This window comes from uncultured Oscillibacter sp., assembly GCF_950073225.1.
Taxonomy (GTDB): Bacteria; Bacillota; Clostridia; order Oscillospirales; family Oscillospiraceae; genus Oscillibacter.
Genome location: NZ_CATMPS010000010.1, coordinates 23867 through 42358, shown reverse-complemented (window position 1 = coordinate 42358; position 18492 = coordinate 23867). Strand labels below are relative to the sequence as shown.

The following is an 18492-nucleotide window of genomic DNA, read 5'->3' as shown; positions in this document are numbered from 1 at the left end:
TACATGGTGCAGACAAGTTGAAATTTTTGTTTTTCGCTTAACTTAACAGGGATTTTCAGATAATGGATTCTCAAAAAAATATGGGGTTGAAAAAATGCACTCTTATAATTTTTGCTACAGAGCACAGACAAGTTGATTTTTCCTGCTAATCAGAATTATTCTGGCAAGTTCAAAAACACTATATTTTTTGATACACTCATGGGAGATGTTGATATTTACTTGAAAACGTTCACTTTCAAGGCCGATTTTCCTACTGTTAAGATAAGGCGGCACATCTTTTAGAAAAATTCCTTGATTTTGGCCCCTAAATCAGCCTTTTCAAAAAATATATATGGAGAGGGGGCGGAAGTTTAAACTTCCACCCCCTCTTTTTTAAGCGGCTACCCGGTAAACAAAACCAGGAAAACCTTTGACGCGAAGATTGCGTTGATCTTGCCGTCCCGGCCTGATGGGTACGGTATATCTCGCGATGTCGTTCAGTAGCTTGTCGGCATCTGCCTTCGGCGTTCGGATGAACTCCCGGCACAACGCCACGGCCATTTTGAAATTGACTTTATAGGCGTATATGCCGTCTTTCGGCTGTCGGATAACGGCCTCCCGACAAATGCGGCTTGCGAAGTTAAAGGCGGTCAGGTTAGCAAAAATCTCCTGTTCCGCAAAAGCATCTGATTTTCCGTGAAGATTGACTAATCCCAGCGCGTACTTTAAGTCTCTAAAGCCTGTCTCTATCCCCCAGCGAAGGTGATAAAGGGCTTTCACATCCTCCAACGTGAAGGAAAGCGGCAAGGATGTGGCAACGGTCTCAAACTCACCATTGTCCAGCAGGAAACGGCATATACGGAAATGCATGGGGTAGTAATTGCCAAAATCCCAGCGCCCGCGTCTGGTTTTGGAACCCGGTTTTGACTTCTTTGGAATTTGCAGAAACACATAATTTTTGTTTTGTTTGTCTGTATTTTTCTGGGTAGTGCAGATGGAAAAGGAAATGTCGCAGTCCAGCTCCAACATGGGTAGTTTCGCTACCTCACGCATGGCTGAACGGCTCTGCTTAACCCGTATAAGGAAATCTACATTGGGTTTTTCTATCATATACGCAATGGGATTATATCCCTCTAGGCCGCGATCCGCCGTGATAAGCGTCTTTTGGTCAAAGGTATTTTGTTTCAGCATTGTGATTAGCGCCCCGATCTCGTCTTTCCTCGGCTCTGGCTGTATCACAGCATCGGTGAAGGTACGAGAAAGAAGATCGTATATGGGCGTCAAATGCAACTGATTGACACCGTTGGGGATGCCCTCATTGCAAACAAATGATGGGGCTGTAGGATTGTGAGGAAGATTAACTGCTGTGCCGTCTACAGCGACAAGGCGGTATCCTCGGAAAAGTTCATTATCTACACAATCAGCGTTGAAACGGCGGAACACATCTCGGAATGTCTCCGGGGCAATCTGCGCCCGGCGCTGGCTGACGGCGGATGCAGTGACATCGATACCGGCAGTGTGCAGAATCTTATCTAAAGAGCCGCCCTCTGCGCCGATCAAAAGGCGGATGATATCAGCAACGGACAGCTTGCGATTGCGTGACATCTGGCCCGCCCCTGCTTTCTCCGCCGCCGCTTTAATTGAATCATCAAGTGCCTGTTTAAGGCAAGTATTTGTTGCGGCGCTCATGGCCGTTCCTCGCTATTTTTTGATAGCAAATAATTAACAACGACATGTGCTAAGTTGGGCAAGGCTCCATTTTCTTCGAGTAAATCTAAGATTTCCTGCTTGCTAACTGGAAGAACACCATGTACGTTGATAATTTCAACAGTCAGATTACCACAAGTAGCCCGAACGGATAGATTGCCAATTCGAATGCAATTTTTCTCCGGCTTAAGTGCATTGAGTAGTAGTACTAGCAGATAATAGAACAGCATTTCGGCAAGGCAATGCACTTGCTCAAAACTTTTGGGAGATGCAGAAGAGAATCGGCGATTGGAAATATTTTCTCCATTCAAATAGATAGCGAACTGAACGTAAATTCGATGCATTTTTTACTCCTTTACTAAAAGGCCACTTAATTTGACAACCGATTTACGCACATTCGCCTTTCAAATATGCAACGATTGCCACCGAAAAAGAGCAAAATAAGTCCGCACACAACAACAGAACCCCCTTTCGGCAGGAAATTCTGTTATCGTGCGCGGTGCTAGTCACTCTTCAATATGACGGCAACTCGTCGCTTGTTTTTAATCTCTTAATACATAAAATAAATTAAACAATCAAAAATCTCTCATATGCGGGCTGTGGGCCGCCAAGGCCAATGCCATTCTTATGATACATCATAGACGCAAAATGTGTCAAGCGGGAATATGTAAACAATCTTTGAATATATTAACTTAACCTAGTTTTTGATTACATAAAAACAGTTAAGCGCAGGAAAAAGCATTCCTGCGCTTAACTTAATGACATTGGCGCTATGGACCGTATTTTTTTCAGGTGTTTCACCGCTAAACCTCCTCTCCTCCGCAGGGGCGGTACTCCGAGGTCAGCACCCGCTCCACCACCGGGGCGTCCGGCTTTTCCACCCGGAGGAGAATCTGCTCCCCGGCGACGCGGCCCAATTCCTCCACCGGCTGGACGATGCGGTCCACCTGGTCATAGTAAAATTCATAGGCCCGGGTGTCGTAGTCCACAAAGCTCACCAGCTCCAGATCTTTCCGGGGGCGGATTCCCTTCCCCCGGAGGTAGGCGATGGTGACGGAGGCCATCAGGCCCTGGCAGACCAGGATGGCGTCACAGCCTCGCTCCAGCAGCCGCTCCAGGCAGGGCGGGGCGCTGTCCTCCATGGAGTCGCCGTAGAGGATGAGGTCCTCGTTCTGGGGGAGGCCGCAGTCTGCCATGGCGGTCCGGCAGGCGGCAATCCGCTCCTGGGTGGTGGAGAGCCTGCGCAGCCCGCCGATGACCCCAATCCGCCGCTTCCCCTGCGCCGCCAGGCGGCAGACGCTGCGGTAGATGGGCTGGAAGTTGGAGACGGAAACGGAGGAGTACTTCTGGCTTTCAAAGGTCCGGTCCACCAGCACCACCGGAAACCCGGCGGGAATCAGGCCGTCCAGCCGGGCGAAATCGTCCATGGTGCTGGCGACCAAAAGCCCGTCTACCAGCCCGGCGGTGAGGAGGCGCAGGTTCGTCTCCTCCCGGTCCATGCTCTCCTTGGTGTTGGCGATGATGAGGTGATAGCCCTGGGCGGAGAGGTAATTTTCCGCCGACTCGATGATGGTGCCGAAAAACTTGTTGGAAATATCGGGGACGATGAAGCCGATAGTCTTCTTTTTCCCCGTGCGGAAGCTCCGGGCGGAGGCGTCTGGGGTGTAGCCCAGCTGCCGGATGGCCTGATAGACCTTCTCCTTGGTTTCCCCGGAGACGTAGCGGGTGGAGTTGATGGTGTGGGAAACGGTGGCGGTGGAGACCCCCGCCAGCCGGGCCACGTCGCTGATGGTGGCTTTCATTGATCGAATCCTTTACGTAACAAAAAATCGCTTTTGCGCAAGCGGTTACCTTGTAGTATAAGATAGCTTCTGATTCCCGTCAAGCGTTTTTGACTCTTTTTGACAGGAAAATTTTTCCCTTGCCAAGGCCGCCGCTCTGTGCTATACTCTCTTGCGGCAGGTGCCATCACCCTGCCCGCCCCGTCGCGGGACGAACCAAAAAAATGGAGGAATTGAACATGATGAAAACCCGCTTCCATACCCGGAGGCTGGCCCTGGCCGGCCTTGTGGCCGCTATTTACGCGGCGGCTACCCTGATCCTGCCCATCCCGCAATACATGGGCGTCCAGTTCCGCGTGGCGGAGGCCCTGACGGTGCTGCCCTTCCTGTTTCCGGAGGCCATCCCCGGCCTGGCGGTGGGCTGCTTCCTGGCGAACCTGCTGGGCTCTCCCATCATGCTGGACTGGATCTTCGGCACGCTGGCCACGCTCCTGGCCGCTCTTTGGAGCCGGAGGATGCCCAACGTGTACTTAGCCGCCCTGCCGCCGGTTGTCTGCAACGCGGTCATCGTGGGGGCGGAAATCGCCTGGTTCGTGGTGCAGGACGGCGGGGCCTTCTGGCCCGCCTATGGGCTGAACGCCCTCACCGTGGGATTGGGGGAGCTGGCGGCGTGCTATCTTCTGGGCGTGCCTCTGGCAAAGCTGCTGGGAAAGACCCTGGCGGCCCAGGGCACGCTGGAGGCCCGTTGAGATGAGAGAAAAGGGACCGCTTTTGCGGTCCCTTTCCTTATGCCCAGCAGAAGGCTTCCCTCCCGGCCCCGATTTCAAAGTGGTACTTCCCGATGCCAAGATCCACGCCGGAGAACGCGCCGCCGCAGGTTATGGAGACCTTCCGCCCCTCTCCCCGGACGGTGAATGCCTGCCGGTTCAGCGCCGTGGGCGCCAGCAAAAGGGCCTCCACCCCCTTGACGAACCACTCCGGAGGAGGACCGGCATAGGAGGCAACCTCCTCCGGCCGCTTGGACCTGTGGGGCACGCCCTGCGTCCGGCCATAGCCCAGGGCGATGAGGCCCAGGATTTTCCCGGCCCCGGGGGCGGCGTTCCGCTCCACGCCCTTCCGGCTGTATGTCCCCCCGACCCACCAGGAGTTGAGCCCCAGGGTCTGGGCGAAGAGCATCATATCCGCCCCGCAGTACCCAACCGCCCCGTCCAGGCCGGGCCTGTCCGGGCCCGCCAGGATGAGGTAGTTGCGGACCCCCTTGGCCAAAAAGAGCTTCAGGGCGGGGCCGAAGGCCTCCGTATTCTCCGTCACCAGGCTCATGGCCAGGCCGCGGCGTTCGTTGCTGCCCCGCATCCGCTCGTCCAGCCGGGCGAGAAGGTCTTGGGGAATTTTTTCCTCCGTGTACCGCCGGACCGTGTGGCGGGTCCGCATGGCCTCTTCCAGGGTCATAAAAGCGCCTCCCTTTCGGGTGTTTTGAGATGACTCATGTTACCACGCCCTCCGGCGGGCTTGGTGAATTTTTTAAAAATTCCCAGAATTTTGAGACAAGGCCCCTCCTCCCGTCGTACAATCAGTGAGAGTACTCCCATCCCGACAAATCGAGGACGACATATGAACAAGGCCTGCTTTAACGACGCCGCCCGGCGCTATCAGAATATGGTCTACCGGACCGCCCTCCACGCCCTGGGAAGCCCCCAGGACGCGGAGGACGCCGTCCAGGAGGTCTTCCTGCGCCTGTTTCAGTACAGGGGAACCTTTGAAAGTGAGGAGCACCTGCGGCGCTGGCTGCTGCGGGTGACGGTGAACTATGGCCGGGATCTGCTGAAAAGCCCCTGGCGGAAGCGCCGGGTCTCCTGGGAGGAGACGCCGGAAATTCCGGTTTTCGACCGGCCCGGGCAGGCGGCGCTGTACCGGGAGGTCATGGCCCTGCCGGAGAAATACCGGACGGTGCTGAACCTCTTCTACTATGAAGAGCTCAGCGTCCGGGAGATCGGGACGCTGCTGGGGGTGGAGGCCTCCACGGTGACCACCCGGCTGGCCAGGGCCCGGAAGCGGCTGAGAGAACGATTGGGGGAGGACTGGCAGGATGAGTAACCGGGAATTTTACCAGGAGACCTTCTCCCAGGTCCGGGGAACCGGAGAAATCCGATGGGAGGATTATGAGATGAGAAGACGGGGAAAGAGCCTGAGATGGCTGGTAACACTGGCGGCGTCCGTCGCCCTGCTGGCGGCGTTGTCCGCCCTGGCGGTGGCGGCCAACTTCTTCGGCCTGCGGGACGCGCTGCTGCCGGAGAAGGGCAGCGTAAACGTGGTGGACGAGAACGGGATCGTGGTCCCCGGCGAGAAGGAGTTCAAGGATTTCGTCAGCCTCTCCGGCTGGGCGGACACCCCGGAGAGCAGGGCCCTGGCGGAGTGGCAGGCGTTTTTGGAGGGCTATGACCAGGACGGGGCCATTATCAGCGAGATTGGAAACAGCCCCACGGGCTTTGAGGAGCGCTATGGACACTATCTGGTCTACACCCAGGAGATGGCCGACAAGCTGGAGGAGATCATCGCCAAATATGATTTAAAGCTCCACCAGTGGATGGAAGTCGTTATGCCGGAGATCTGGCCCACGGCCGTGGGGAACTTTTTTAAGGAGAATGTTGCCCCTTACTCCGGCTATATCTACGAAAACGGCACCTTCCGCTTCGACGGCGGCGCGGAGCTGGGGGCCGGGGAGCTGAAGGGCTACGGACCCATTGAGTATCAGTTCAGCCGCTCCGTCAAGGGGACCTTTGACGACGTGGCGCTGAACATCGGGGATCTCGGCGGCTTTGAGGAGTGGGGATACCGGGCGTCAGACGGGACATCCGTCACCCTGGGCCTGGGGGAGCGGAACCGCTCCTTGATTCTGGCGGACCTGGGGGACAGCTTCGTGCTGGTGAACGTGCTGGCGGGGCGGCAGGGGGACGACGTCTTCTCCTCCGGCCCCATTGGCCGGGAGGAGATGGAGGAGCTGGCGGACAGCTTCTTCTATTCCGCCCTGACGCCGGTGAGGGAGCCGGACCGGGACGCCCTCCTGGACGCCAACGCCCGGTATCTGGAGGACCTGGAGAACCAGCCCGTTGAAACTCTGCCTTCGGAGTCCGAGGACCCGCTGTATACCCGGACGGGAATCCGGAGCGACGTGGCCCGGGACTTTGTTCTCCTGCTGGCGGAGCGCATCGAGGATGGACGGCGGGAGGAAATCGCGGACCTTCTGGTCTACCCCGCTCAGGTGGAGACCCCCGGCGGAATTGATACGGTAAGCTCCCCGGAGGAATTTCTGCGGTACTATGATGAAACCGTGGGGCAAAGCGCCCTGTCCCTGGCGGCGGACATGGCCTGGGAGCCCGCCCCCTCGGAGGTGTTCAGCGACGGCAGCGGCCTGGTCTCGGCGGCTGACGGCGCGGTGTGGTTCGGGCTGGTGGAGGACGGCGTGATTCGGATTTTCACCCTCCAAACGGATCAGTGGAGCATCCGGGCGGGAACCGGAAACATCACCCAGGACGGCGGGGACGATCTGTACGAAGCCCTCTCCCTGGACGAGGGGCGGGAATTTCTCCTGCATCTGGCGGACCTCATCGACCGGGGAGAGCGGGAGGAAATCGCGAACCTTCTGGCCTACCCCGCCCAGGTGAAGGCCCCCGGCGGCGAGTGGACGGCAAACACGCCGGAGGAATTTCTGGAGTGCTACGGCGAGACCTTTGGAACCGGCGGAAGCACACTGGCGGCGGACCTCCGGGCGGACCCGGAGCCGGTTTTGGACGGCGGCGGCGGGCTGGCTTCGGCCCTCGGCGAGACGGTGTGGTTTGGACGGGCGGAGGGAAGGCTCCGGATTTTCTCCCTCGAGTCGGATGTGTGGCTGTGGAGTATCCGCTATATGGGCGAGAAGCCATAAGGACAAAAGAAGGGCCGGGAACATCCGTTCCCGGCTCTTCTTTTACAGCGCCTCGATCAGCTTGGTCAATTCCTGGTGGAACCGGCCCACATGGAGGCCGTCCACGAAGCGGTGGTTCAGCTCCAGGGAGATGTGGAGCACCTTCCGCTCCCCCTCCTGGGCGTATTTCCCCCAGGCAATCCGGGGCACGGCGTCGTCCGGGTCGAAGTTCCGCTCGTTGGTCAGGGCCGTCAGCTCCACCCAGGGAAGGCAGGTGAAGTAAATCAAATCCAGGCTGTCCTCCTGGTCCAGGAAGGTGGTCTGGGCGGCGCTTTTCGCCCTGGCGGCGGCGCAGAAGGCCCGGATATCCTCCTCCATGGGCAGGGTGACGATGTGGAACTGCTCCGCCCCGGGCTTTCGATCCGTGAAGCTGGGATTTCTCCGGTCAAAGAGGACCAGGTCCTCCCCCCGGAGGGCGTAGCGGAACGCCTCCACGCCGTTGACGGCCCGGGTGCAGAGGTAAACCAGGGAATGGTAGAAGGAGAGGCGGTTTTCCTTGGTAAACTGGTACAGCCGGGTGACGTCCTGGCGGAAGGTGACGGAGAAAAAGGGCTGGGACATGGGGGAGAAGAAGTCAAACAGCTCCCGCCGGGGCCACGCGGCCCGGTCGACGATGTGGGTCATGGAGGGCCCTCCTTTCTGATGGAAATAGTATATCAAATTCTCTAGGAATTGCAAGTCCTGTGCAGTTTTCCCCTTTCCTCCCGGCCGGTTTTCTGATATACTGCCCTTGAAACTCAAACCGAAAGGCGGACAAGCCATGAATCTCTGCGGCCGGGAAGACCTCCGCGCCCTTCTGGGGCGGCACGGCTTCCATTTCTCCAAGTCCATGGGACAGAATTTTCTCATTGACCCCGCCGTCCCGGCGGCAATATCCGCCGCCTCCCAGGCGGAGGGAAGCTGCGGCGTGCTGGAAATCGGGCCGGGCGTGGGGTGCCTGACGGCGGAGCTGGCGGAGCGGGCCGGGAGGGTGGTTTCCATCGAGCTGGACCAGAAGCTCCTCCCCGTGCTGGCGGAGACCATGGCCCCCTACCCAAATGTTGAAATCGTCCCCGGGGACGCGCTGAAGCTGGACCTTGCCGCCCTGGCGGCGGAGAAATTTCGGGGCCTGCGGCCCCTGGTCTGCGCGAACCTCCCCTACAACATCACCACCCCGGTGCTGACGAAGCTGGTGGAGACCCCCTGCTTTGAGAGCGTTACCGTCCTCCTCCAAAAGGAGGTGGCCCGCCGCCTGGCGGCGGCGCAGGGATCTTCCGCCGGCGGGGCCTTTACCCTGTGGCTCCAATACCATATGGAGACGGAGGTCCTTTTCGACGTGCCCGCGGCCAAGTTCTTCCCCGCCCCCAAGGTGGATTCCGCCGTCCTCCGCTGCGTCCGGCGGGAGCGGCCCGCTGTGGAGACGGAGGACGAGGCGTTTTTCTTCCGGGTGGTCCGGGGGGCCTTCCTCCTGCGGCGAAAAACCCTGGTGAACAGCCTTTCCGCCGCCCTGCCGGAGGCGGGGAAGGAGCGGGTCCAGGCGGTCATTCAGGACTGCGGCCTCCCCCCCGCCGTCCGGGGGGAGAAGCTGACCCTGGAGGACTTCGCCCGGTTGGCGGCGGCCCTGCAAAACTGATGGAACGGAGCGTTGAAGCCATGCAAGAAAACAACAAGATTGAGATTGTGGAAAAGTCCGTGAAAACGGGCATTACGTTTGGAAGCGCCCTGGCAATGGTTATCAGCTATACCAACTGGCATTCTGTGGGCTGGGCCGTCATTCACGGCCTCATGAGCTGGCTGTACGTTATTTATTACATCCTGCGGTATTGACCGGCGGCGCCGGGACTTAAAATAAGGAGCGTACTATGGAAAACTACTTTCACCCGGAGCTGAGCCGGGACCGCCTTCTGGAAATCAGCTCCATCGGCCTGGCCCACATGGGGGACGCGGTGTTTGAGCTGCTGGTCCGCGCCTGGCTCTGCGCCCACGGCGGGGCCACGGGAAGGGGGATGCACCGCTCCGCCGTCCGCCTGGTCTGCGCCGAGTCCCAGGCGGAGAAGGCGGAGAAAATCAAGCCCCTACTGACGGAGGAGGAAGCGGCCGTCTTCCGCCGGGGGCGGAACGCCCAGGTCCACACCGTCCCCCACCACGCCAGCCGGGCCCAGTACGGCGAGGCCACGGCCCTGGAGGCCCTGCTGGGCTGGCTCTACCTCCAGGGAAAGACGGAGCGGATCAACCAGCTCTTTTGCATCATGATGGAGGAGGAAGCCCATGGCGATTGACGCGATTTGCTTACAGGCCGTCGCGGGGGAGCTGCGCCCCCAGCTTCTGGGCCTTCGGGTGGACAAGGTGCACCAGCCCGCCCGGGACCAGGTGGTCCTCCTTTTCCGGGGAAAGCGCCTGCTGCTGAACGCCGGGGCGGGCGCCCCCCGCCTCCAGCTGACGGAGATTCTCCGGGACAACCCGGCGGAGCCCCCCATGTTCTGCATGCTCCTGCGAAAGCACCTCTCCGGGGCCCGGGTGGCGGGCCTCACCCAGCCGCCCCTGGAACGGCTGGTGAAAATTGAGTTCGACGCCTCAGACGAGCTGGGCCGGGCGGGGAGGCGGACGCTGGTGCTGGAGGCCATGGGCCGCAGGTCCAACCTGATTCTGCTGGACGGGGAGGGCCGGGTCATCGACAGCCTCCGCCGGGTGGACGCGGACATGTCCGCCGCGCGGCAGGTGCTGCCGGGCCTTTTCTACCAGCCCCCCGCCTCCACGGGGCGGCTTCCCTTCCTGGAGGAGACGGAGGCGGGCTTTGCCGCCCGCTTCGCCGCCGCGGCGGCGGAGAAGACCCTGGACGCCTTCCTGCTGGACCAGTACTTCGGTCTCTCCCCCCTCATGGCCCGGGAGCTCGCCTTTCAGGCGGCGGGGGATGTGGACGCCCGGGTCTTCCAGATGGGGGGCCCCGGCCCTTTGTGGCGGGCTTTGGAGGACTTCCAGGACCGGGTCCGGGAGGAGCGCTTTACCCCTGTCTGCCTCCTCCGGGACGGCAAGCCCCTGGACTTTGCCTGCGTGCCCGTGGGCCAGTACGGCGGGGCGGCGGAGTGTGTGGCCTATCCCAGCTTTTCCACCCTGTTGGACGCCTTCTATGAGGCCCGGGAAAAGCAGGAGCGGGCCCGCCAGCGGGGAGCGGACCTCCTCCGGGCGGCCTCGACGGCCCGGGACCGTCTCCGGCGGAAGCTGGCCCTCCAGGAAAAGGAGTACGCGGCCACCCAAGACCGGGACAAGCTCCGCATCCAGGGGGACCTGATCACCGCCAACCTCTACCGGATGGAGCGGGGCCAGGCCCGGCTGGAATGCGAGAACTACTACGAGGCGGGCGCCCCGGCGTCTATCCCCCTGGACCCCCTGCTGACCCCCCAGCAAAACGCCGCCAAGTACTACAAGCGCTACGCCAAGGCCAAGACGGCGGAGAAATACCTCCGGGAGCAGATGGACCTGGCCCGGCGGGATTTGGAGTACCTGGAAAGCGTCCTGGCGGAAATCGCCCAGGCGGAGACGGAGGCAGACTACCTGGACATCCGCGCCGAGCTCCGGGAGGCGGGCTTCCTCAAAAAGCAGGGCAGGGGGAAAAAGGAAAAATCCCGCCCCGCCGCCCCCTGGGAGTTTTGCACCTCCTCGGGCCTCCGGGTGCTGGCGGGCCGGAACAACCGCCAGAACGACAAGCTGACCTTGAAGGACGCGGACCGCCGGGACCTCTGGCTCCACACCCAGAAGATCCACGGCTCCCACGTCATCCTCCGCTGCGCCGGGCGAACCCCGTCGGAGGAGGATATTGCCGAGGCGGCCATGGTTGCCGCCTGGTTCTCCCAGGCCCGGGAGAGCGGAAACGTGCCGGTGGACTACACGGAGGTCCGGAACGTGAAAAAGCCCGCCGGAGGGCGGCCGGGCATGGTGATTTACACGACCTGCCGCACGGTGAACGTCACGCCGGAGGAGGCCGCCGTAGAGCGGCTGCGGGCTAAGTAAGGACGCGGGAAGAAGGGCTCCGCCCGGCAAAAGCCGAGCGGAGCCCTTCTGCGGATTTTTCAGGCTGTCAATTGTTAACGTAGGGCATGAATCCGCCGCCGCCTCTCCCCAGTGGGAGGCGGCGGCTGTTCCCCCTATCCTCGGGCCGCCTGAATAGCCCGGAGGGCCGTTGCCAATGCCGGTTCCCCCGCCGGGGAAAGGACGTCCGGCGTAGTGCCCGCCTCCTCGCTGCTGCTGCCGTCCGGGTTCAGGCCGTACATCATCGTGTACTGGATTAAAATGCCGCTGTTGGGCAGGCGCATCATCACCGGATCCAGGGCCCCGATGCCGTCCCCGCCGGTCCGGCTTCCCACCAGGGTGGCAAAGCCTGTTGTCTGGCAGAACACCGCGAACGACTCGCTGGCGGAGTAGACCATGGGCCCAACCAGAAGCCACACCCGGCCATGGAACGCCGCCCGCTTTGCTGCCGGTTCCACCCGGAGGGTGCTCTCCACAAAATGAGTGGCGGCCTCCAGGCCCTGCCGCTCCAGCTTGGGCAGCTCCGGCAGCTCCGCGATGGGATGCAGGTCCGAGGGGGCGAATACATTGTCGATGTAAGGCCGGTTGTTCTCGCTGTCCGCCAGCAGGGCGTAGTTCGTGCAGGACAGGGGTTCGTCCGCCAGCGGAGCCGTTAGCAGGTCCTGCCAGTAGCCCTCGTTTCCGCCGCTGTTGTCCGTCAGGTCGATGATGAGGTCCGTGCAGTCCCCGGCGGCGTCGTAGAAGTCCCGGATAGCCTGGGCCTCTTTTTGGTAGTCCGGGTCATAGTCCACCAGGAAGCTGTCCACCTTCAAATAGGCGACTCCCGCATCCGGCAGCAGGAGGGTGTGAAGGTTCTCCCCCGCCTCGCCGCCGCTCCAGGAGCCGCCGCCCTCGTCTCCCAGTGCGTCCAGATAGGCTTGCAGTGTTTTGTAGGATTCCTCCGAGGCCTCGATAAGCTCCTTCCACCGCTCCCGGCCGGTGGTGTCCTCCGTCCGGCACCAGTCCAGCATCCCCCGGTAGTCCTCCGGCTCGATGATCCAGAGGTGCCCATAGGGCCCCAGGCGGTAGAGGGAGCTGTAAACGGCGGAGTAGAAGGCCTGGTCGCTGTCGTTTTCAAGAATCGTCTTCCGGTAATCCGCAAAGACCTCCTCCGCCGGGTCCTCCGGGTTCTCCCGGTCGTGAACGCCCAGGCAGAGATAGCTGTCCTTCAGGGTTTTCACAAAGTAGTCGTAGTCCTCCAGCCGCTGCTCCGGGGTCAGACCCAGGGCGTTTTTCAGGGCCGGGTCCCAGTTGCCGTCCGGCTCCGCCGCCGGGGCGGCGCAGGCGCTCAAAAGCAGGCAGAGGACCAGGGTCAGGGAAATCCACACGCGTTTCATAAAATCGTCTCCTTTTTCCTTCGGCGGCGTCCCGCTGCTTCCCTATACGGGACAGCGCCGGGGTTTTCCTCATGGTAACAGGAAAATCTTACGAACGGCTTGACAAAATTCTTAAGAATTTCTTACGATTAAAAAAGGCGGGGAAGCTCCCCGCCTTTCCACTATGTCAGTCCTCCAGGGCCTTTTGCAGGTTGTCAATGACCTTATTCAGCCTTTCCTCACGCGCCGCCGGGTCCTTTTCCTTTTTCACTTCCTGCAAGCTGTCCAGCACAAAACAGATAAAGGCCTTGAATTGGCTGTCTGTCATTCCCATGCTGAAACGCTCCTTTCCTGGCTGGGATAATTCTATTTTACCGTAAAAGCGCCCAAAGGTCAAGGCGCTAAAGCTCTATTTTCTCAGCGGCAGGGTAAACAAAAACCGCGTCCCCTCCCCGCCGCTCTCGGCTTTCAGGGTCCCCTTGTGCTCCTGGGCAATGACTGCGGCGATGCTCAGCCCCAGGCCGAAGCCGCTCTTTTCCCCCCGGGAGGCGTCCGCCCGGTAGAACCGCTCAAAAAGCCGGCTGAGCTGCTCCGCCGGGATGGGCTCCCCGGGGTTGGATACCGTCAGCCTTGCCTGGCGCTCCGTCTTCTCCAGGGCCAGGGTGATGGTTCCCCCCTCCGCGCCGTACTTCACGGCGTTGTCCAGCAGGATGGAAACCAGCCGCCGGAGCTTATCCCCGTCCCCCGGCACCGTGACGCCCTCCGCCACATGGTACTCCAGGGGCTTCCCCGCCTCAAAGGCCACCGGCTCGAAGGCCAGGGCGCAGTCCTCCGCCACGTCGGACAAGGAGACCTCCGCCAGCACGGGAGGCAGGGCCAGGTTGTCCGCCCGGGCCAGGGTCAGCATCTCCTCCACCAGGCGCTTCATCTGGTGGGACTCGGAGAGGATGTTGTCCGTCCACCGGGCGGGCCGCTCCTCCAGGGGCAGGGCGGAGAGGAGCTCCGCGTTGGAGAGAATCACCGTCAGCGGTGTTTTCAGCTCGTGGGAGGCATCGGAGAGGAACTGGCGCTGCTGCCGCCAGGCCCGCTCCACCGGCCCCGTCGCCCACCGGGCCAGGATCGCCGAGACTCCCAGCAGCAGCAGAAAGGCCGCCAGGGCGATGCGCAGATAAGACCCCATCATCTCCCGGAGCATGGCCCGCTCCATGGACATATCCACAAAGGCCATCCTCTGATAGAGCCCGTTGTCCCGCCGGAGATAGCGGAGGCTGTAGCTCTGAATCACGCCCTCCGGGGGCTCCTGGCCCAGGCAGTCCTCTAAAATGGCGGTGAGCTCCGCCGTGTCCTCCAGAGCGGCGTAGGTGCCGCCGGTGACGTAGGCGGTGTAGGCCCCCCCGCCGCCGGGCCAGACGCTGACGGTGAAATAGGGCAGCAGCACCTTGTCCCCGCCGATCTCCACGCCAATTTCCGGCCTTCGGCCGCCGGGGTCCTCCTGAATGACCCGGTGGAGCACCTCACGGCTCAAGTCCTCCACGTTCCCCCGGAGGGCGGCGAAGATGGCGAAGCACACCACCGCCAGCACGGCGGTGACCATGGCCATGCAGACGGCCACAAATTTCAGCCGGAGCTTACGAATCATGCCTCCCATACCCCTTGTTGATAAGTTTGTGGAAATTGTGTAAAACCGCCAGAAGGCTGTGGATAAGATGGGCGGAACTCACAGTTGACGAAACAGGCGTTTCAGCCCCCTTCTTCCAGGCAGTAGCCCACCATGCGGATGGTGCGGATGCGGACGTTCGCGCCGATGTGGGCCAGCTTTTTGCGCAGGAAGGAGATGTAAACCTCCACGTTGTTGTCCTCCGCGTCGGACTCATAGCCCCAGATTTTCAGCAGCAGCGACTCCTTGGTCAGCACCAGGTTCCGGTTCAGCATCAAAAGCTCGCAGATGTCAAACTCCTTCCGGCTCAGCCGGACGGACTTCTCTCCGCAGGAGAGGGTAAAGCTGCCCTTATCCAGCCGCACGCCGCCGAACTCCAGGGCCTCCGGGTCCCGCAGCTCCGGCTGCCGCCGGGTCAGGGCCCGGACGCAGGCCAGCAGCTCCTTGGGGTCGAAGGGCTTGGTCAAATAGTAGTCCGCCCCCCGGTCCAGCCCCTCCACCTTGTCGGCCACCTCCGACCGGGCGGTGAGCATCAGCACCGGCACGGCGTTCCCCGCCTCCCGGAGGCGGCGCAGCACGGTAAAGCCGTCCAGCTTGGGCAGCATCACGTCCAGTAAGATCACATCGTAAATGCCCGTCAGGGCGTCGTCCAGGCCGGACTCGCCGTCGTGGCGCACGTCGGCGGTGTAGCCGCTAAGCTCCAGCAGGTCCTGGAGCGTGGCGGCAAGCCTTACCTCATCCTCAATTACCAGCACCCGCATGGGCGTTCCTCCTTATTCCTGGGAGTTCTCCTGCCCCTCCGCCGGGGCGGGCTCCTGCACCACGCCCCGCATCCCCGCCACAGAGATGGTCATCACCGCGTCGATGCTGTCGGTTGCCAAGGCGTAAATGGCCCCGTCCTCCTCCAGCCGGACATAGCGGCCGGACTGGTCGGGCATCCGGGCCCCCACGGAGAGGGTGAAGGTCTGGTCCGTGCCGTTGGCGGCGTACTCCACCTTCAAAATGGCGTCGGCGCTGTGGAAGCCGCAGATCTCCGCCGCCTCCTCACTGGGGAAGTAGTCCACGCATTTCGCCACGGACATTGAGGCCAGGTCGTGGAGCAGGTCCTGCATCAGGGGGGCGGCGGTGACGTTGTCGCTTCCCTCAAACCAGAGGGCGGGCTGGTCCTCCCCGCCGGAGCGCCGGGCGTTGAGGCTGACCGCGGGCCGCTCCGGCTCCTCTCCGGGCGCTTCCGGCTCCCCGGCCTCCGCTCCGTCCTCTTCTCCGCCGCCCGCCTCCGCCGCCGGGACAGGGCCCTGGATGGTAATGGCCCGCAGATTCTTCTCGCTCAAATCCGGCAGCTCCGGCAGGGCGCACATGTCGTAGATGGGGGTCTGCATCAGCTTCACCAGGGTGTCCGCCACGATGTAGACCGTGGACTCGTCCCCGTTCATGCACATGTAGTAGCTGTCCCCGTCGGTGGTGGCCTTGCCGAAGGCCAGGGTCTGCTCCTTCTCCCCCGCCGAGGCGGTGAGGGTGGCCCCGGGCGTGTCCAGGCCGTGCTCCGACTTATCCTCCCCGGCGGGAAGGACCTGCTGGAACTTCAGGGAGGACAGGGCTTCCAGAATCGCGTTCACCGTGTCGTCCTTCAAGGGGAAGTCCGGCCCGTCGGCCCAGATCCACTTCCCCTCCTCGTCCAGGGCGAAGGAGAGGGTGGCCGACCCGTTGTACCAGCGCAGGGCGGTATACGCTCCGGGGTCCACCGCTTTCCCGTCGGCGGAAAGGCCCGCGGGCGCGGCCGTTCCCGCCAAGGCCTCCTCCCGTCCCTCCCGGTAAATCATGCCGAAGACGATGAGCAGGGCCAGGAACAGCGCTCCGACGATGCTCAGCAATATGGTGACGGTCCGTCTTTCTTTCCAGGTCATGAAAGGTCCTCCTATATCCGGCCCGGCGGCGTGCCGCCGGGAAGTGTCCAACGGTCGTTTACAGGAAGCCATTATATCCCATCGGTCCCGTATTTGTCAATTTTACGGCCCCAGGCTGAAAGCTTTCTGAAAAAATTTGGTTCAAGATTCACAGTTTATTTATAAAAAATCCAGATTGATTTCAAATTTTCCGGGTATGCTAAGACCATCCTCTGCGGAGGAGACACGATTTCCTCTCTTTCTGTTTCTTTTCCCTCTTTGCAGCCGGCGGCGGGTTCTCCCGTCCGCCGGATTTTTTTTGCGCCGCTTCATCGGTTTCCTGCCACGAAGAACCTCTTGCATTATAACGGGACCTTCGCTATAATAGGCTTGAACCGGGATGGTTACTTGTTTCACAAAGAACGGGCGGGGCGCGCCGCCTGAAAAATAGGAGGAGACTGCTATGAGAGGTGTACACAGCGCGGTTGACGACATCCGCCGCACCGTATTCAAAGAGGTGGCCAAGCTGGCCTTTGAAGGCGGAGACCCCCGCCTTTTGGACCAGATCCCCCTGAAGATGATCCAGGGCGAGGTGGCGAAGCACCGCCACGACGTGTTCCTGGAGCGGGCCATCGTGGAGGAGCGGGTCCGCCTGGCCCTGGGCCTGAACATCCGCTTCGCCGGGGAGACCATCCCCGTCAGCGAGGACCTTTTGTCCGCAGAGAAGTCCCAGAAGCATTTCCAAAATCCCCTGGTGAACATCATTCCCTTCGCCTGCAACGCCTGCCCCCCCAAGCAGCTGCGCATCACGGACAACTGCCAGGGCTGCATCTCCCACCCCTGCATGAACGTCTGCCCCAAGGACGCCATCTACATGGACAAGGACAAGCACTGCCACATCGACCAGGAAAAATGCATCAAATGCGGCAAATGCTTCAACCAGTGCCCCTACCGGGCCATCAGCAAAATTGAGCGCCCCTGCGCCGCCGCCTGCGGCATGGACGCCATCAAGTCCGACGAGCTGGGCCGGGCCCAGATCGATTATGACAAGTGCGTCTCCTGCGGCATGTGCCTGGTGAACTGCCCCTTCGGCGCCATCGCCGACAAGAGCCAGATCTACCAGGTCTGTCAGGCCCTGCACAAGGGGGAAAAGGTCGTCGCCTGCGTGGCCCCGGCCTTTGCGGGCCAGTTCGGCAAGGAGGCCACCCCCGCCAAGCTCCACGCCGCCATGAAGGTGCTGGGCTTCTACGATGTGGTGGAGGTGGCCATCGGCGCGGACCTTTGCACCGTGGAGGAGGCCCACGACTTTTTGGAGGAGGTCCCCGCCAAGCAGCCCTGGATGGGCACCAGCTGCTGCCCCGCCTGGAGCGTCATGGCCAAGAAGCTCTACCCCGAGTTTACCGACTACATCTCCATGGCCCTGACGCCCATGGTCATCACCGCCCGGATGGTGAAGAAGGACCACCCGGACGCTAAAACGGTCTTCATCGGGCCCTGCTCGGCCAAGAAGCTGGAGGCCAACCGCCGGACCATCCGCTCCGACGTGGACTTCGTGCTGACGTTTGAGGAGATGCTGGGCATCTTTGACGCGGCGGACATCGACTTTTCCAAGCTCCAGGCCAACCCGGAGGACGAGATGGACGAGGGCACCGGCATGGGCCGGGGCTTCGCCGTGGGCGGAGGCGTGGCCGCCGCCGTGGTGGAGGCCGTGAAGCACATCGACCCGGACCGGAAGATCCAGATCGAGTACGGCGACGGACTGAAGAACTGCCGGAAGATGCTGGCCATGGCCAAGGCGGGCAAGCGGGACGGCTACCTGCTGGAGGGCATGGGCTGTCCCGGCGGCTGCGTGGCCGGCGCGGGCACCATCGCCCCCATCCGGGACAGCATGATGACCGTGGAGAAGTTCAAAAACGCCGCCCCCTCCATGAGCTGCACCGAGAGCCCCTATCTGGACCGGCTGGAGGAAGTGGAGCAGAAGTACGAGATCAACCACCACGACTGATCCGCCGGAGGGCATGGGAAAAATTGGCAGGCTTTGCCCGTCAATTTTTCCGCCGCCCTGAAATTTAAATAAACCGTAAATTTCAATCAAATTTTTGTTTTGTCGCATTTGCAACTAGCGGTTCGTCCCCGAACCTGTTATACTCAGAACACGAACTGA

Annotated in this window: 18 protein-coding genes; 8 read left to right on the top strand and 10 right to left on the bottom strand. The window is 61.3% G+C overall.

The window, feature by feature from the left end; genetic code table 11:
* Positions 1–372: 372 nt before the first annotated feature.
* From Q1M04_RS07200 to Q1M04_RS07190, 3 genes are all read right to left on the bottom strand, one after another.
* On the bottom strand, positions 373–1668 hold the full coding sequence (locus Q1M04_RS07200) for an IS4 family transposase (protein WP_297997828.1): 1296 nt from the start codon (positions 1666–1668) through the stop codon (positions 373–375).
* Positions 1665–2030, bottom strand: a complete 366-nt coding sequence (locus tag Q1M04_RS07195; protein WP_297301186.1) for a hypothetical protein — start codon at positions 2028–2030, stop codon at positions 1665–1667. Before Q1M04_RS07195 ends, Q1M04_RS07200 begins: the two co-directional genes overlap by 4 nt.
* Positions 2031–2489: 459 nt before the next feature.
* Positions 2490–3488, bottom strand: a complete 999-nt coding sequence (locus tag Q1M04_RS07190) for a LacI family DNA-binding transcriptional regulator (RefSeq protein ID WP_297997826.1) — start codon at positions 3486–3488, stop codon at positions 2490–2492.
* A 218-nt stretch (positions 3489–3706) separates the two neighbouring features.
* Between Q1M04_RS07190 and Q1M04_RS07185 the strand changes: the two genes are divergently transcribed.
* Positions 3707–4216 carry a QueT transporter family protein gene (locus Q1M04_RS07185; protein WP_293280020.1) on the top strand — a complete coding sequence of 170 codons (510 nt, stop codon included), beginning with the start codon at positions 3707–3709 and terminating at the stop codon, positions 4214–4216.
* A gap of 37 nt (positions 4217–4253) precedes the next feature.
* On the opposite strand, the gene Q1M04_RS07180 is transcribed toward Q1M04_RS07185, so the two are convergent.
* Entirely contained in the window at positions 4254–4916 is a 663-nt protein-coding gene (locus tag Q1M04_RS07180) for a nitroreductase family protein (protein WP_297997824.1), read from the bottom strand.
* Between the two features lie 162 nt (positions 4917–5078).
* On the opposite strand from Q1M04_RS07180, the gene Q1M04_RS07175 reads away from it, so the two are divergent.
* Positions 5079–5561 carry an RNA polymerase sigma factor gene (locus tag Q1M04_RS07175; protein ID WP_293280018.1) on the top strand — a complete coding sequence of 161 codons (483 nt, stop codon included), beginning with the start codon at positions 5079–5081 and terminating at the stop codon, positions 5559–5561.
* Entirely contained in the window at positions 5554–7389 is a 1836-nt protein-coding gene (locus tag Q1M04_RS07170) for a hypothetical protein (RefSeq protein WP_297997821.1), read from the top strand. The genes Q1M04_RS07175 and Q1M04_RS07170 overlap by 8 nt, the downstream gene beginning before the upstream one ends.
* Positions 7390–7431: 42 nt before the next feature.
* On the opposite strand, the gene Q1M04_RS07165 is transcribed toward Q1M04_RS07170, so the two are convergent.
* Positions 7432–8052 (bottom strand): CatA-like O-acetyltransferase, encoded by a 621-nt coding sequence (locus Q1M04_RS07165; RefSeq protein ID WP_297997820.1) that lies wholly within the window; start codon positions 8050–8052, stop codon positions 7432–7434.
* A 136-nt stretch (positions 8053–8188) separates the two neighbouring features.
* Between Q1M04_RS07165 and rsmA the strand changes: the two genes are divergently transcribed.
* Genes rsmA through Q1M04_RS07145 form a run of 4 tightly spaced genes read left to right on the top strand, consistent with a single transcriptional unit; the run spans position 8189 to position 11415 of the window.
* Positions 8189–9040, top strand: a complete 852-nt coding sequence (rsmA, locus tag Q1M04_RS07160; RefSeq protein WP_297997818.1) for a 16S rRNA (adenine(1518)-N(6)/adenine(1519)-N(6))-dimethyltransferase RsmA — start codon at positions 8189–8191, stop codon at positions 9038–9040.
* Positions 9041–9060: 20 nt separating this feature from the next.
* Positions 9061–9234, top strand: coding sequence for a hypothetical protein (locus Q1M04_RS07155; protein WP_293280014.1), 174 nt, complete (start codon positions 9061–9063; stop codon positions 9232–9234).
* 35 nt (positions 9235–9269) lie between these two features.
* On the top strand, positions 9270–9686 hold the full coding sequence (locus tag Q1M04_RS07150) for a Mini-ribonuclease 3 (protein WP_297997815.1): 417 nt from the start codon (positions 9270–9272) through the stop codon (positions 9684–9686).
* Positions 9676–11415 (top strand): NFACT family protein, encoded by a 1740-nt coding sequence (locus tag Q1M04_RS07145; protein ID WP_297997812.1) that lies wholly within the window; start codon positions 9676–9678, stop codon positions 11413–11415. Before Q1M04_RS07150 ends, Q1M04_RS07145 begins: the two co-directional genes overlap by 11 nt.
* 134 nt (positions 11416–11549) lie before the next feature.
* Here Q1M04_RS07145 and Q1M04_RS07140 read toward each other — a convergent pair whose 3' ends face one another.
* From Q1M04_RS07140 to Q1M04_RS07120, 5 genes are all read right to left on the bottom strand, one after another.
* The gene (locus tag Q1M04_RS07140; protein ID WP_297997810.1) at positions 11550–12809 is read right to left on the bottom strand and encodes a S41 family peptidase; all 1260 of its coding nucleotides are present in this window, start codon (positions 12807–12809) and stop codon (positions 11550–11552) included.
* Between the two features lie 166 nt (positions 12810–12975).
* Positions 12976–13122, bottom strand: coding sequence for a hypothetical protein (locus tag Q1M04_RS07135; protein ID WP_297311461.1), 147 nt, complete (start codon positions 13120–13122; stop codon positions 12976–12978).
* A 75-nt stretch (positions 13123–13197) separates the two neighbouring features.
* Positions 13198–14427 carry a cell wall metabolism sensor histidine kinase WalK gene (locus tag Q1M04_RS07130; protein ID WP_297294222.1) on the bottom strand — a complete coding sequence of 410 codons (1230 nt, stop codon included), beginning with the start codon at positions 14425–14427 and terminating at the stop codon, positions 13198–13200.
* Positions 14428–14528: 101 nt separating this feature from the next.
* Entirely contained in the window at positions 14529–15206 is a 678-nt protein-coding gene (locus Q1M04_RS07125; RefSeq protein ID WP_297997808.1) for a response regulator transcription factor, read from the bottom strand.
* Between the two features lie 12 nt (positions 15207–15218).
* Positions 15219–16349: a DUF4340 domain-containing protein gene (locus Q1M04_RS07120; RefSeq protein WP_297997806.1), complete on the bottom strand. Its 1131-nt coding sequence runs from the start codon at positions 16347–16349 to the stop codon at positions 15219–15221.
* A gap of 442 nt (positions 16350–16791) precedes the next feature.
* On the opposite strand from Q1M04_RS07120, the gene Q1M04_RS07115 reads away from it, so the two are divergent.
* Positions 16792–18333 (top strand): 4Fe-4S dicluster domain-containing protein, encoded by a 1542-nt coding sequence (locus tag Q1M04_RS07115; protein WP_293280651.1) that lies wholly within the window; start codon positions 16792–16794, stop codon positions 18331–18333.
* Positions 18334–18492: the final 159 nt, after the last annotated feature.